The 13,693-nt window shown below is 47.0% G+C and carries 12 protein-coding genes; 6 read left to right on the top strand and 6 right to left on the bottom strand.

All coding sequences use genetic code 11. The features are described 5' to 3' along the window. Window positions 1-98: 98 nt before the first annotated feature. Entirely contained in the window at window positions 99-1,277 is a 1,179-nt protein-coding gene (locus JSU04_04010; GenBank protein ID MBS1969442.1) for a hypothetical protein, read from the bottom strand. Between the two features lie 182 nt (window positions 1,278-1,459). Here JSU04_04010 and JSU04_04015 point away from each other — a divergent pair, with 182 nt between their 5' ends. Beyond that, on the top strand, window positions 1,460-3,331 hold the full coding sequence (locus JSU04_04015) for a hypothetical protein (protein MBS1969443.1): 1,872 nt from the start codon (window positions 1,460-1,462) through the stop codon (window positions 3,329-3,331). 2 nt (window positions 3,332-3,333) lie between these two features. Here JSU04_04015 and JSU04_04020 read toward each other — a convergent pair whose 3' ends face one another. The 4 genes from JSU04_04020 to JSU04_04035 form a co-directional block, all read right to left on the bottom strand. Next, complete coding sequence (locus JSU04_04020) at window positions 3,334-4,329, bottom strand: choice-of-anchor A family protein (GenBank protein ID MBS1969444.1); 996 nt, start codon at window positions 4,327-4,329, stop codon at window positions 3,334-3,336. Window positions 4,330-4,550: 221 nt separating this feature from the next. Next, window positions 4,551-5,021 (bottom strand): hypothetical protein, encoded by a 471-nt coding sequence (locus tag JSU04_04025; GenBank protein MBS1969445.1) that lies wholly within the window; start codon window positions 5,019-5,021, stop codon window positions 4,551-4,553. Between the two features lie 79 nt (window positions 5,022-5,100). Further along, window positions 5,101-6,477 carry an HAD-IG family 5'-nucleotidase gene (locus JSU04_04030; protein MBS1969446.1) on the bottom strand — a complete coding sequence of 459 codons (1,377 nt, stop codon included), beginning with the start codon at window positions 6,475-6,477 and terminating at the stop codon, window positions 5,101-5,103. A 30-nt stretch (window positions 6,478-6,507) separates the two neighbouring features. After that, the gene (locus JSU04_04035; GenBank protein MBS1969447.1) at window positions 6,508-6,879 is read right to left on the bottom strand and encodes a rhodanese-like domain-containing protein; all 372 of its coding nucleotides are present in this window, start codon (window positions 6,877-6,879) and stop codon (window positions 6,508-6,510) included. 50 nt (window positions 6,880-6,929) lie between these two features. Here JSU04_04035 and JSU04_04040 point away from each other — a divergent pair, with 50 nt between their 5' ends. Beyond that, a complete protein-coding gene (locus tag JSU04_04040) occupies window positions 6,930-8,180 on the top strand; it encodes an AAA family ATPase (protein ID MBS1969448.1) in 1,251 nt (416 codons plus the stop codon). Between the two features lie 57 nt (window positions 8,181-8,237). Beyond that, entirely contained in the window at window positions 8,238-9,539 is a 1,302-nt protein-coding gene (locus tag JSU04_04045) for a peptidoglycan DD-metalloendopeptidase family protein (GenBank protein MBS1969449.1), read from the top strand. Between the two features lie 3 nt (window positions 9,540-9,542). Here JSU04_04045 and JSU04_04050 read toward each other — a convergent pair whose 3' ends face one another. After that, window positions 9,543-9,905, bottom strand: a complete 363-nt coding sequence (locus JSU04_04050; protein ID MBS1969450.1) for a hypothetical protein — start codon at window positions 9,903-9,905, stop codon at window positions 9,543-9,545. Window positions 9,906-10,007: 102 nt separating this feature from the next. Here JSU04_04050 and ribD point away from each other — a divergent pair, with 102 nt between their 5' ends. The 3 genes from ribD to JSU04_04065 all read left to right on the top strand — a co-directional run bounded on the left by ribD (window position 10,008) and on the right by JSU04_04065 (window position 13,651). Next, window positions 10,008-11,126: a bifunctional diaminohydroxyphosphoribosylaminopyrimidine deaminase/5-amino-6-(5-phosphoribosylamino)uracil reductase RibD gene (ribD, locus tag JSU04_04055; protein MBS1969451.1), complete on the top strand. Its 1,119-nt coding sequence runs from the start codon at window positions 10,008-10,010 to the stop codon at window positions 11,124-11,126. Window positions 11,127-11,336: 210 nt separating this feature from the next. Then, entirely contained in the window at window positions 11,337-11,732 is a 396-nt protein-coding gene (locus JSU04_04060) for a hypothetical protein (GenBank protein ID MBS1969452.1), read from the top strand. A 188-nt stretch (window positions 11,733-11,920) separates the two neighbouring features. Further along, a complete protein-coding gene (locus tag JSU04_04065; protein MBS1969453.1) occupies window positions 11,921-13,651 on the top strand; it encodes a microtubule-binding protein in 1,731 nt (576 codons plus the stop codon). Window positions 13,652-13,693 lie beyond the last annotated feature (42 nt).

Raw genomic sequence — 13,693 nt, forward strand, 5'->3', positions numbered from 1 at the left:
AATGGTCGTCCTATTAGTATATAAGTAAATGGTGTGATCGACGAGAGCCAGATAACATTTTTTCGTTTACTCGTGTCTCAGAGTGAGAAAATGCCGCCTTAGAACTCATATCCGAGGCGGAGATCGAAAGTGGTGTAGAAGAGTTTCTGTTGCCCGCTCTTCGTGGTAGATGAAGTTGGCTTATAATCATACGTGTAGTCCAGAGATTGAGTGTAAGAGAACACACCCAAACGCCAATTGGGAGCAAATTTGTAAGCTGCTCCTATCTGCACTTCATAAGCCATCTTCGAAGAGAGAGTAAAATCTCCGTCAGCAGCCGAAGCAGACATTGGTTGTTGCAGTCCCAATGCGAACTCGTAGGACCAGCTTTGTTCTTGCCCTAAAAGAAGACCAATACCCAATGTCGCGGTTGTAATATCCACATCAGATACGCTGATCTCATTACTGGCATTGATGTTCAAGTAAGGCACTTGATGCTTTTGCGCGCCAAAGCGAAGCTGCCACTGGCTCGGTAAACCCATCATACGGCTGCCAGGTCCGCGATCAAATTGATAAAGACCTTTCGCTTCGAGAGTGCGCCAGTGATAAGAATCTGTTTTCACTGTCAGAGGAGGATCTGCCGTAATCTTTCCAGGGGCATCGCGGAAATAAAGATCGAGGCCGAATTTTTCACCCCAGTAACCCCCGCGCAACACAACGCCCGGAGCTTGCACCGTCGAAAACTGTAAATCAGGCGAGCCTGTCGTGCTTTGATTATAACTCTGATAAGTCCAGCCGGCACCAGCCCACAGACGGAAGCGTTTTGCCGCTGCTGGAGGTTTGTTACGCGAGATCTTTGTATTGTTAATCCTGACTTCATCGATATTGTTCTTCACGATCTTTACGTCGACAGAAATCATGAAAGTTTTTTGAGTCCGATCGCCGGTGGTAATTTGAATCGGGATCTGGGCCAGACCTTGTGGTAGCTCTAAGGCGACTTCAAAGAATCCCTCAAAGTTTGAACGCGTCTCACGGCTATCGATTTTTGCATTGCTGGCCCCGGTTACTTTATTCATGATCGTGACGCTTTCGCCATCAACTTGAATGCGTGAGTTGGCGGTGGTGCGTCCGCTGACGACCACGCGAGCACGATCGGGCGTGCGGCCTTTCTCAGTTTCGGGTGGATACCACTCGACTTCGAGAGAAGAATTAGCCGCTCCCTGCTTTGATTGCGCAAAGCTCACGGAGTGCGGACAGATACTGAGAAATAGAATAAATAAAGCTAATGGTGTTTTCACGCTTCCCTCATCGGAGCGTTTCTGTTCGAACTGAATGGCTTTATAACCGTTTCCTGGACTTTCGAAATAAAGGGGCAACGATAAAAGGACCAGTTCTGACCGCACTCGCCTAAATGCGGATTTATATAAAATTGGAGGCGCCGATAAAGGAGAGGCAAAGTTGTTTTTGTTGAAAGGGCAACATGGGTAGTAATCCGTCATTGAATACGAATACGCAGAATCAAGAGCCTGCGAAATGGCCTCAGCGTTTAGCGCTGATCATGGCTATTTTTGCGTTTGTATTCTTTGGTGGTGGCTACTACTTGAATCAGCGTTTCCTTCAGGAAGAAGCAAAGACATTTGGCACTCGGACACCAGCCAATGGACAAAAAATTTGGATCTCAGGGCAAGAGCTTTTCCGCTTCGAGTGGACTGGGCACACCGGTGAAGACGATCTTTTAGAGGTTGCACGTGATCCGGAGTTCCGTGATCTCGTGATGGAAACTCCATCACCACGTTCACCGTTGTCGACAGATAAGATGCCGGGCGAAGGTGATTACTATTACAGAATTGTCCGCAGAACAGACGGTCAAGCCATTGAAGTGCTACAACCCGTACGCTTTACTTTAATTACAAAGACAGCGCCGCAAATGATTTATCCTTTTGGCAATATGAATTCTCAAGAGGGTAAAGCGATGCGTTTTTACTGGCAGGCTAAGCATGGCGTGACCAAGTATCGCTTCCAAATGTCTTTTGATAAATCCTTTGAACATCTTCTGAGCGACTTTGTAGTCGATGAAACACAGACGACTCCTCAGAATATTCCGGTTGGTGATTTCCATTGGCGCGTGCGCGGTGAAGGTGATGAGAAAACCTTTACTCAATGGACTGAGCCACGTCGTTTGACTATTGAAAAACCTGCGGTCTTCGCGTCGAGTACGCCGACTCCAATTCCGCCTCCGCCAGAACCGGAAAAGAATGTCGCGGCGTTTGCACCGGCACCGACAGTTGTGCCAAGAGTGGAAAAACCTGCGAAGCCAGATCCGAAAGCGTTGCAGATACCTAATGTTGGTAAAGGTAATCAGAAGCTCGTTCTGCGATTCAAAGCTGGCGGCAGACGAGGTCCTGCTTCTGATAGCAAGTCTTTGAGCAATCCACCTTCTTTGGTGTGGGACAAAATCAAAGGCGCAAAAACCTATGAAGTCCAGGTTTCAAGCAAAGCAGATTTCTCTAAAATAGATTGGAGCCGTAACCTTGCTAAAAACCAGGCCTACTGGGATGCGGCACGACCGGGTCGTTACTATTGGCGTGTTCGCGCGAATGGTGCAGGCTCTGCGAAGAGCGAATATTCTGCAACCGCGACTTTGGAAATGAGTTTGCCGGCGCCGGGTCTTAAGAAAACAATGACCCATCAAGTGAAAGCAAAGACGCGTGCTGAATATGCAGCAGCGACATCAGTGCCTGTGACTTGGGATAAAGTTCCGGGTGCGACGGCGTACAAAGTTCTCGTTGCTGACAATCAGAATTTCTTGCCAAGCAAAGTCGATCTGAAAACGGATCGCAATTCGGCCAATGTCTCTTTGGTTGAGGGTGGCAATTACTATGTGAAGGTCGCGGTCATTGGACCTGACGGAGAACAAGTCAGTGAATTCTCGAAAACCGCCACACTGAAATTTGATAAGCGTGCACCGGCCTCGGTGACACCGCCGCCTCCGGTGGCAAAAAAACCAAGACCGACTCCTGAAGTGCGTGTTGTCGAAGCGCCACCAGCGCCGAAGAACGATTTGCCGGTGCCTCTGCCGAAGCTCCCGCCAAATGGAGTGTCTTTAGTTTCGTTGAATGGAACGCAGGACCCGATCGTATTTAAATGGGGTGCGGTTGAAAAAGCTGAAATCTATCGTCTTGAAATCGCCGGAGATGAAGGCTTTAAAGAGATTGTCTATACGACAAGCGTTCGTGAAAATCAGTTGGTCGTCACAAAACTTCTTCCGAAGGGAAGAAACTACTGGCGTGTCCGTGCAGAAAAAGGGACCAGCAAATCGGACTGGTCCCAAGTATTCACAATCGAAAAATAAAATTAGTTAGGCTTTGGAGCTGGAGCAGGTTGCGCCGGAGTGGGCGTTGGTGTTGGAGCTGGATTTGGCTCGATATTCACCTGACCCGCATTCAGAGTAGAATCTGTCATGTTGGTCACGATTTCACCTGCATATAAAGCACCTGTGATCAGAGCTTCATTGAAAACAACCAATGCATTTGGCGCCATCACGATCCCTGGCATACCCAATTTACCGTTGTGGGTATGAGTGATTTGCAAGAAGCTCGTCTCATGGAAGTTCCAAGTGATGTTGCTGACGCGAATCGTAGAGCTCAAGATTACATCTTGGCCATCCAAGATAATCTGGTCGCCCGGAACGTTAATCACCGCTGTTGAAGTAGAGTCACCTGTGATGAAGATTCTTTTTGCGTTATTCAAATCAGCAGGGCGTAAGAACGTCAGAACGTTTGCGCCTGGCTTCAAGGAGATCACTACGTCAGAACCCGTAATTTTGATCGAGTTGTTCGGAGTTTGATATTTCAAATAAGAACTCTCAAGACGAAGTTCGTTTGAAATCTGGTTGTGATCTGCGCGAAGGCTGATGCGAGCCGAGCGCTTGCGTGAACCGCCAACGCCAGAGTACTGAACGCGAGCAGGTTGAACAGTCACGAGGTTGCCACGAACACTCGATGAATTGATGAAGGCTTCTTTTGCCACCACATCACCACGGGCACCCGTAGAGTTGATACCCGCAGAACCACCGGCCTCAGTGTTGCCATTGATAGCTGCAGAAGAAATACCAAGATCGCCACCAGCAGCAACAGCTAAACAATTCGCAGGATTTGAATTGAACTGAAAATTACGAGCCAAGATAAAACCACCGGCACCAGTCATGCCTTGATAGTCAGACTGCTGAACATCGATATTGCCGATGCTATAGACGGTGAAGTCATGAAGGGTCGGATTTTTACACGTGGTCTGCGCATACAACGACGGCGCCACCAACAGGCTCAAAAGAGCCGCAGAAACTTTGAACATACATACCTCGCAAGGGTTTTTGAAATGGGCCGGTCCTAGCCACGATTAATAGGGGAGATAATAGCAATCGCAGGGCCACCACCGCATGCGAGCCAATTGCAGGGGAGCACCCCCGGGATTGACCACGAAATGGACACCCAGGTAAATACTTTAGGTAACAACAAGCTTGTGTTTTCGAGGGTTTGGCGAGGATTTTCGAGGGGCTTAAAAAGCAAAAAGCTTTATCCGCAGGCGTCTTTATTGCCAAAGTTCTTTGATTCTTTGGTCCAACCTGTGACTCCATTACTGAGCTTTATTTGAATCCACCAAGTGCTTTGAACAGGTTTTTCTGTCTGCCAAGTTTCGGTTACGTTTTCTACGACCTTGCCATCCTCCCACACCTTCCAGAAGCCTTCACCTTGAGATGTTAGAACATAGAGTTCCTTTCCTTCATTGGTTTTGACTTTCATTGGTATAGTATGTACTTCACCTGTGAGTGCGGTGACCTTCTCTCCTTTTTTTGCTTTGCCAACTTTTTTCTTACCATCGACACTATCAAAAAGATCCGTATCCTTTTCAGTGGTCCATTCACGATAAGTACAGCACTCAAATGGGCAAGCCCCTTTATCGACAAAGATTTTTGGAGGCGCATTAGCCGCGATCAAAGTCCTTGGCAGAAAAGTGATCGATAAAATAGAAAGTAGTCTAAGCATATTTTCCCCTAGCCCAATCAACTTCCCTCAGTAAAATAGACTAGTCAAAAAAAAAGCCGGGTCGAAACCCGGCTTTGTATTAGTACAATTCGTGAGACAGCGGTCTTCGCGGCGCTCTGAAGTAAGTGCGCGGAGATAGCTCCAGCAAATCCGAAATCTTCGTCATGTAGACGCAAGCGTAACGATCGAGCTGATATGCAAAGTAGCTCTCTTCGTTGCCGGCTCTCATTAATTGGCCCCAGTGATCGTTGTACAAAGCCTGTTGCTTTTTGATGAGTGAGCTGATCTGTGCATCGATTTCAGAGATGGTTTTTTGCAAACCTTCGATCGCCGCCTCGTTCACGTCGGCGTGCTTTTCGATTTTCTTTGTCATCATCTCAGTGAGGTCATCTTCGAGAGGCTCTTTCTTACGCATCAGAACTTCGATTTCCTGATTCGTAGGCTCAGCCTCTTTGTTGTTGGCGATTTCTTCAGCCAACTCTTCGATCACCATCGCGGTTCTCCAGTTACAGTCCTTTTTCAAACGAAGGATGTCACCGTAGATATGGTCCCCGATATAAAGAATATCATCACCGTTCAGGCCAAGATCTTCAGTGAATTTCTTCGCATTGCCGCCTTGGTAGATGCCAGGACCGAACTTGTTGTTCAGGTTGGTCATCGTGCCGTCAGCAGGATTCACCACAAGAAATTTTTGATCTTCGTAGAAGAACTTAGGCTTAGAAGCCAAAGTCACGACGATTTCAAAAAGATCGTGCCAAGTTTTACCGTCTTTCATAAACGGATTGATCGCGTAATCGAGCAAAAGCTTTGAGTAGTGGAAATCAGAGTTCGTCAATACGAAGATCTTTTTTCCGTGCTTCAAAAACTTTTCGAGGCCACGCACCACAGATTCATCTTTGATGATGTAGTGAGCGAGGTTCTTTTTAACTTCGTCTTTCAACGAGCCATCACGATGAGCTTCATCCAAAGCATCCAACACGTCGTCAGCGATCTGAGCATACTCGGGATAAGTGTTAGACTTATCGTTATCCTTCAAATCAACGATCTGTGCGAACAACACAGCCAAAGAAATTGAGAACGACGTATCGATCGCCATGTAGTTGGAGTTCGACAAATCGATGTAAGTGCTTTTGTAAAGCTTCTGATGGATTTTGAAATCCAAAGGCTTCATACCATGGTAACTCGCGCGAATCGCCGTGTAGCGATTCAATTTAAGCAAGTTGCCTTTTTGGCGGTCAATAACCAGACCGCGAATCGCGAACTTGTAGTCAAAGAGAAGTTTGCGCAAAGCCTCCGGATAACCTTTACCGCGGATGAGCTTATCGATCATTGTGGTGTGAGAAAGTCTTTCGAAGTTTTCACTGTTGTAGCGAACCAACGTATGGTCCATATCGAATCCGATGTAACGAATTCTTTTGAGATTGAGCGTTCTGTTTACGTAGACTTTTCCAGTCATAGAAGAAAAAAATCCTTTTCTTGTGCAGTATTATTTTTGGGTAGGCAATTGCAACTCATTCCAGAGAAGCATGCCACCTTGGAGATTGAACACACTTTGAAAGCCGTTCATCAAAGCAAAAGCGGTGGCGCGAGCAGAGCGACCTCCACTGCGGCAGATAAACACAACCGTTTTGTCTTTCGGAATTGCATTGAGTTTATCTGGCAAGGTGTCGAGGACCATCAGTTCTGAGTTGGCGATATGGCCGAGTTCGCCCGTGTATTCGTCGGGTTGGCGAACATCAATTAGTTTTACTTCATTTAATTTATCTTTCAGCTCCTGGGGGCCGATATCAAATACACCTTCGTAATGTGGGTTTTCAGTTTTCGAAGTGAATTGAATGTATTTCGTTCCAGGATTCATTACGACCTCTAGCTCCTGCGTTATAGTCAAGTGAGCCATCTTATCGTAGTATGGCAGTCCTAGCAAGGAAAGTCATGGATATCGCTCTCTCAGCAGAACAAGAACACGCTCTAGAAATTCTCCGCTCGGGGGAGAACGTTTTTCTTACTGGCGGCGCCGGAAGCGGTAAAAGCTATTTGATTCGCCATTTTATGGGCGAGCTGGATCCAAAACAAACGCCTATTTTAGCCTCCACAGGCGCTGCTGCAGTGCTTTTGGGGGGACGGACGTTCCATAGCTTTTTTGGCCTCGGCATTATGGAGGGCGGCGTCGACGCCACTTATGAGCGTTGCTGCAAAGACCATCGCCTTCTGAATCGCTTGAAAAAAGTCGAAGGAGTGATCATCGATGAGATTTCGATGATTCCAGGTGCGGCTCTGATGATTGCTGAAGCCCTTGCGCAAAAGGCCCGTGATTCGAAGCTTCCTTGGGGCGGAATGAGAGTCATCAGCGTCGGCGATTTCGCACAGCTCCCGCCGGTAACGCGCTCTGGGCCGCGTGATTGGGCCTTTATCAACGAAACTTGGCAGCGCAGTGGCTTTCAAGTCTGCCAGCTTTCACACAATCAGCGCGTGCAAGACAATTATTTCCTCGATGTGCTGGCGGATGTCCGCTATGGCAAAGTCACGCAGAGAGTTTTTGATTTCCTGTCTGAAAAAGTGCGTCCACACGATGAAGAAGATACGGGGACGAGACTCTTCGGTCGTCGTGATATGTCTGAGAACTTCAATCAAAAAAAACTCGGCGAAATCAACGAAGTCGAAGTCACGATTGATTCAATTTACATTGGTGCTGAAAAGTTTATTGAAACCCTCATGAAAATGGCTCCAGTGCCGCAAAAACTGACGCTGAAAATCGGCTGCAGAGTCATTTTCCTGCAGAATGATCCGCAAAAACGCTGGATTAACGGAACACGCGGTACTGTTACAAAAATTGAGATGGATAAAATCACTGTGCGCAAAGATGGCGGCCGCGAAGTAAATGTTGATAAGACCACCTTCAGTTTGCAAGATGCTGAAGGCAACGTGACGGCCACTGTGATTCAATTTCCGCTAACACTTGCTTACGCGACAACAATTCACAAATCTCAAGGAGCAACGCTCGACGAAGTCTGGTGTGATCTGCGCTCACTGTGGGAGCCAGGACAAGCGTATGTGGCACTGAGCCGCTTGCGCACTGCTGAAGGACTCAAATTAGTTGGATGGAATCCGCGTTCCATCATTGTTGATCCAAAAGTTCTCGAGTTTTATCAGTCGATTTAAGAAAAATTTAGGAAAGAAGACTTCACGTTCGTGTATTTATTTGCCTATAATGGACAGGTGAGTACAAAGAATGTTTATTTAATGACCGCGATTGTGGTGTGTGGGCTTTGTTTGGGTTGGGGAGGATCTTTTCTTTTCCAATTTAATGACGAAGTGATTAAAAACCCTGTGGCCGCGGCTCCGCCACCGCCAAATATTTTGCCTTCGCTCGAAGAGCTTTATCCTTACGAGATTCCGCCGAAGTCCACTTTGGGCAGCGTTCTTGGTGAAATGGATATTAGTTCGCAAGTGATTCACCAAATCGTGCAAGCAGCGAAACCCGTCAGCGATCTTGGCCGCATCAAGCCGGGCACGCGCTTTCAGCTTTATTACAAAAATCCAAAAGACGAATCTTCTGAAGTGACGGGAATTAAGTTCCATTTCTCGCCGACAGAAATGCTGGAAGTTCATAAAGTGAATGATCAGTGGACGGCTCAGAAGATCACCGAAAAAGTTGAAATCAAAGTCGTCACATTCGCCGGTGTTGTGAAAAGTTCTTTGTGGGGCTCTGCTGCTGAAGCAAAGATGGATCCGAACTTGATCGCGGATCTTGCCGAAGTGTTCGCATGGCAAATGGATTTCTCGCGTGAAGTTCAAGCGGATGACCGTTGGAGACTTTCAGTTGAGCAGAAGTTCGTCAAAGGCCAGCCGGTCGGCTGGGGTTCCATCTTGGCAGCTGAATATGAAAATGAAAATCAAAAGCTCGTAGGTATTCTTTATCGCACCAGCGATACTGAGTCCGGCTATTATTCTCCAGATGGCCAAAGTCTTCGCCGCATGTTCTTAAAGAGTCCGATTCGTTACGGACGCATCTCATCTAGATTCAGTACAAAACGCTTCCATCCGATTTTGCAATACAATCGTCCGCACTTGGGCGTCGATTTCGCGGCTCCGGTGGGAACTCCAGTCCGTGCAGTCGGCGATGGAGTTATTGCCGAAGCGGGAGTTCGCGGTGGCGCGGGTAAAATGATCCGCATCCGTCACAATTCAGAATACGCAACCGCTTACAAGCATCTCAGTGGTTTTGCCAAGGGTATTCACAGTGGCTCTCGTGTTCAGCAAGGTCAGATTATTGGATATTCCGGCAACACGGGTCTTTCAACGGGCCCGCATTTGCACTTTGAATTTTTCCAAGGCGGCCGTTACATCGATCCGCTCGGAAAGAAGTTTCCATCTGCGGAGCCAATTCCACAAGATCGCCTCGCACAATTTAAGACAGAAGTGACGACCATGATGGCGTCACTCCCGGATTGGAACAGCGAAAAGTTTGGTCGCAGCAGCAGTCTTCCACCGCAGCAAACTCAGCCGAGTGGCATGTAAGTTTTATTCGATAATTTGTGGTTCAACGGATTGTTGTTCCACAGGTTGCTGACCGTGCCAACCACGATGGTAATCTCTCACGCAACGATAGCGCACAATCACGAAGCGGCCGATACGAATACGATAGGCCTCTAAACGATAGCCGCGTGGGCAGTAGCGACGATAGCGTCTCATCATGTCTACTTCGCCCTTGGTAGAGTTCTCAGTAACAACTTTTGAATCGACATCCTGTAAGTCTTTTGAGGTGATGCCGAGATCAGTTAATACCTTTGGTAATGGAGCTTCTTCTGCATTCATCTCCGCGGCCAGAACGGGTGTTGAGCCAACGATCAATGAAGCCAAAACTAGTGTCACAAATTTTCTCATGGGTTCCTCCTGTTAGGGTCCAGGGGCAATTATGGGAAGGGGTCTTGAATGCTTCATGATAAAGTCTTGAAAAGGCCACGAAGTGCGAGTAGTTTTGCGGCCATGAAACTGTTTCCAGAGCAAGCCATGAAAATGGCCATACAAGAAGCATACAAAGGGGCGACAAGAGTCAGTCCGAATCCTCTTGTTGGAGCCGTCGTTTTAGATGCTGAAGGAAACTTTTTAGCAAGTGGTCATCATGAATTTTATGGCGGTCCACACGCGGAAGTGAATGCTCTGAAAAATCTTTCCATCGAACAGCTTCGTGGGGCCACAGTTTATGTCACACTCGAGCCTTGTGCGCACGAAGGAAAAACGCCTTCATGCGCAAAGATGATGGCAAAGCTGCCAATCAAGAAAGTCGTGTTTGGTCTTGTCGATCCGAACCCACTTGTTGCCGGTCAAGGTGCTGCGATCTTGCAGGCTGCCGGGATCGAGACTGAAGTTTTCTCAGACGCCCATCCTGAATTTAAAAATGAACTCGAAGAAGTCTGCGAAGCATTCCTCTGGAACTTTCGCGAGAAGAAAGTTTTCGTTTCGCTGAAGATCGCTCAGAGCCTCGATGGACAAGTCGGACTTAAAACCGGAGAGAGTAAGTGGATCACGAATGAAAAATCGCGGGAGTATGCTCACTATCTTCGGGCTTGTTATGATGCAACGCTGGTTGGAAGGGGGACGGTTCAGCACGACAATCCGTCTTTAAATATCCGTCATCCTGAAATTCAAAAAGACAACCGCGTGGTGGTGATTGATCCAAGCGGGACTTTGTTGCATGAGGCCTCCCAGTTGCAGATCACTCGGCTGCATAAACCAGAAAATATTTTTTGGTGTGTGAGCGCGGTGAAAAACTCCTCTAGGGACCTGCCTTTTGCCAAAATCGTGAAGGTGCAAGAAAACGCCGACGGCAGTTTGAACCTCGAAGATCTTTTGCAGAATCTTTGGAATCACGGGCTTCGTTCTGTGATGGTGGAAGGTGGACCATTGACGGCAGCAAACTTCTTGAAGGCCGGTTTAGTAAACAGGCTTTATATTTTCACCGCTCCGGTGGTGGTCGGTGCCCAAGGCGGCCGCTCGTGGACTGAGGGAATCAGCATTGGTGAAATGCGCGAGCGCCTTCAGGTGAAAAACCCGCAAACACTGTCATTTGGGGCTGATATACTGACCACTGGACGTTTGGCCTGAACTTTTTACAGGACGCAAGTCCATACGCTGAAGGTCATTTGTCGGAAAGCAGCGATCTTGTTTAACCCAAGAAGGCTTATATTCGTTTAAAACCTGACGATGCATCGCATTCATTTCTGGCCCTTAGCTGTCGTAGGCGCAGGGGAGCGACTCTGCTATAATGGCTGAAAGGTGAGCACTCACCTTTTTTTAGGAGTTTTTAAGTAAAGTATGAGCGACGACGGTAGTAGATCGATAGTTAAAAATTTAAAGAACGAATGGGCTCTCTTCTGGGAGAGCATCGCGGGCGAGGATCAGGAAGACAGCGCCTTTGAAACAGGGAAGTTAGAAATCCTGAACCTTGACCAACTTCACGAAATCATTAAAGCCCTCAGTCATGATCGTAAGCGTTTGAACCAAAAGTTAGAGTCCTTGAATAAGGAACTCGAACTCAACGGGGCCAAGCTCGAAAGCATCCGTCTTGTCGGTGGACAAGACGAAGAGACTCTCAAACGTATTAACGAATTGAGCGATATCGGCCAGGTCCTGAGTGAACAACTTAGCAAACTGGACGAAAAGATTAAATGGACTCGACTTCGCCAAGAAGAGTTCCTGGCTGAGCCATAATTCCATCTAGACAAATTTATACCTGCACAAGCCTGGACGATACTCCAGGCTTGTTTTTTTTCGGCCAACAGGGTGGTGCGCAAAGTTGTGATTTTACGCCACCCAGACTCCAGTTCCCACGTGGGAAAGCCGTTAGGCATGATAGCGGTTATTGTGACTGCGCTTAGCATTTAATGGAGTTGGCTGAGATGTCATTCAATTATCATAAAAATAAAGAAGGACATTCTAACGACAGTTTTTGGACGTCGTATTCGGATCTATTTTTGGGTCTTAGTACGATCTTCTTGCTGTTGTATGTGATCTCTAGTCTTCGCACCAGCACTGATGCCATCCGTTCACAGGTTGAGAGCCAGAAACTTTCCATGGAAGTGGAAGAGTTAAAAGGTCAGCTCAAAATGTATGAGAACGTAAAAAACGAGTACATGAACAATGCCCCGAAAGACGAAGTTCAAGAGTACCAAGAGTTGATGGACAAACTCACGCTGTTGCAAGAGGACGCAAAAACCGAGAAGGACAAACTCATCGAGCAAGCTCTTGCTAACGATGGCAAAGTGAAAGCTTTGAATAAGTACCAGCAGATGGTGCGTAACGTAATGAACGCCAATAAGATGGCGAAGTCTAAGATCGTTAATCGTGATGACTTAATTAAAGATCAGGACGAAGAGATCGAAGTTAAAAAGGGTGAAATATCTGATCTTCAAAAAGACGTTCAGCAAAAAAAGGCTCTCATTGCTGAGGGTGAAAGAAAGATCGACGAAGCTAATAATTACTTAAAATCTAAGCAGGCTGAGTTGAAGCAAGCGCTTCGCACGAACAAGATCACTCGTGAACGTTACAACATGCGACTTGCTCAAGTTAAAGCTGAAAATGACAAGCGCGTGAATCAGTTGGCTTTGGCAAATGAAAAATACAATGAGCAATTGGAAGCAGCTGCCGGTCAGTTGAAACAAGCTAATGCTCAACTCGCTCAGACGAATGAGCAGTTGAATCAGACAAATACTGCGTTGACGAATACTCAAGGACAATTGGCTGCGACTCAAGGGTTGTTGGATAAAAAAGAAGGCGAAGTTAAAGGTCTTTATGGCGCCCTTCAAAAGCAAGCGGCTGAAGGTCAAGCTAAACTGGCTCAGATGCAAGCTGGCTTCGCGGCTGAAAAAGCTCGCGAAAAAGCAGCATTCGAAGCTGAGTTAGGCCGTAATAAAGCTATGGGTGCGGCGGAACGTGCTCGTCGTGAAGGTGAATTCAAAGCGGCAATGGCAGCGAAAGAAAAAGAGTTTGGTGGCAAGATGGCGGCTTTGGGCGGCCAATTGAAAGACACCGAAGGTCAGTTGGCGAAAGCACGGGCTGAGATCGAAGCTCGTCGTTCTGTAGCTGACGAAGTTAAAAAAGGTTTTGCGAAGGCGGGAATCAAGGCGGATATCGACATGGAGACGGGCGATGTCGTTCTTGATTTCGGTCAAGCTTATTTCGATAGCGACTCGGATCATCTGAAAAATGAAATGAAGAACGTCCTCGAAAAAGCGATGCCAATCTATTCGAAGTCTTTGTTCGGAAATCCTAAGATCTCAGACAAAATTACTGCGGTTGAGATCGTGGGTTTTGCGTCACCGACTTATAAAGGTCGTTTCATCGATCCAAAGAGTCAGAAGCCTGAAGATAAGCAAGCCATCAAGTATAATATGGACCTCAGTTACCGTCGTGCGAATGCCATCTTCGGATACGTTCTCGACGACAATAACCTGAGATTTGAGCATCAAAAAGAGTTAGTAGGATTGATGAAGGTTTCCGGTCGTTCCTTCTTGGAAGTAATGAACGTGAATACCAGAAATGTCGCCAATGCCAATGAGTTCTGTAAGCAGAACGATTGTAAAAAGGCGCAAAGAGTTATCATCAGATTTAATGTGGATCAAAAGAAATAAAAGAGGTGTGTGGTGTTAGACGGAAAAACTATCGCAGAATAT

The organism is Bdellovibrionales bacterium, from assembly GCA_018266295.1.
Taxonomy (GTDB): domain Bacteria; phylum Bdellovibrionota; class Bdellovibrionia; order Bdellovibrionales; family Bdellovibrionaceae; genus JACMRP01.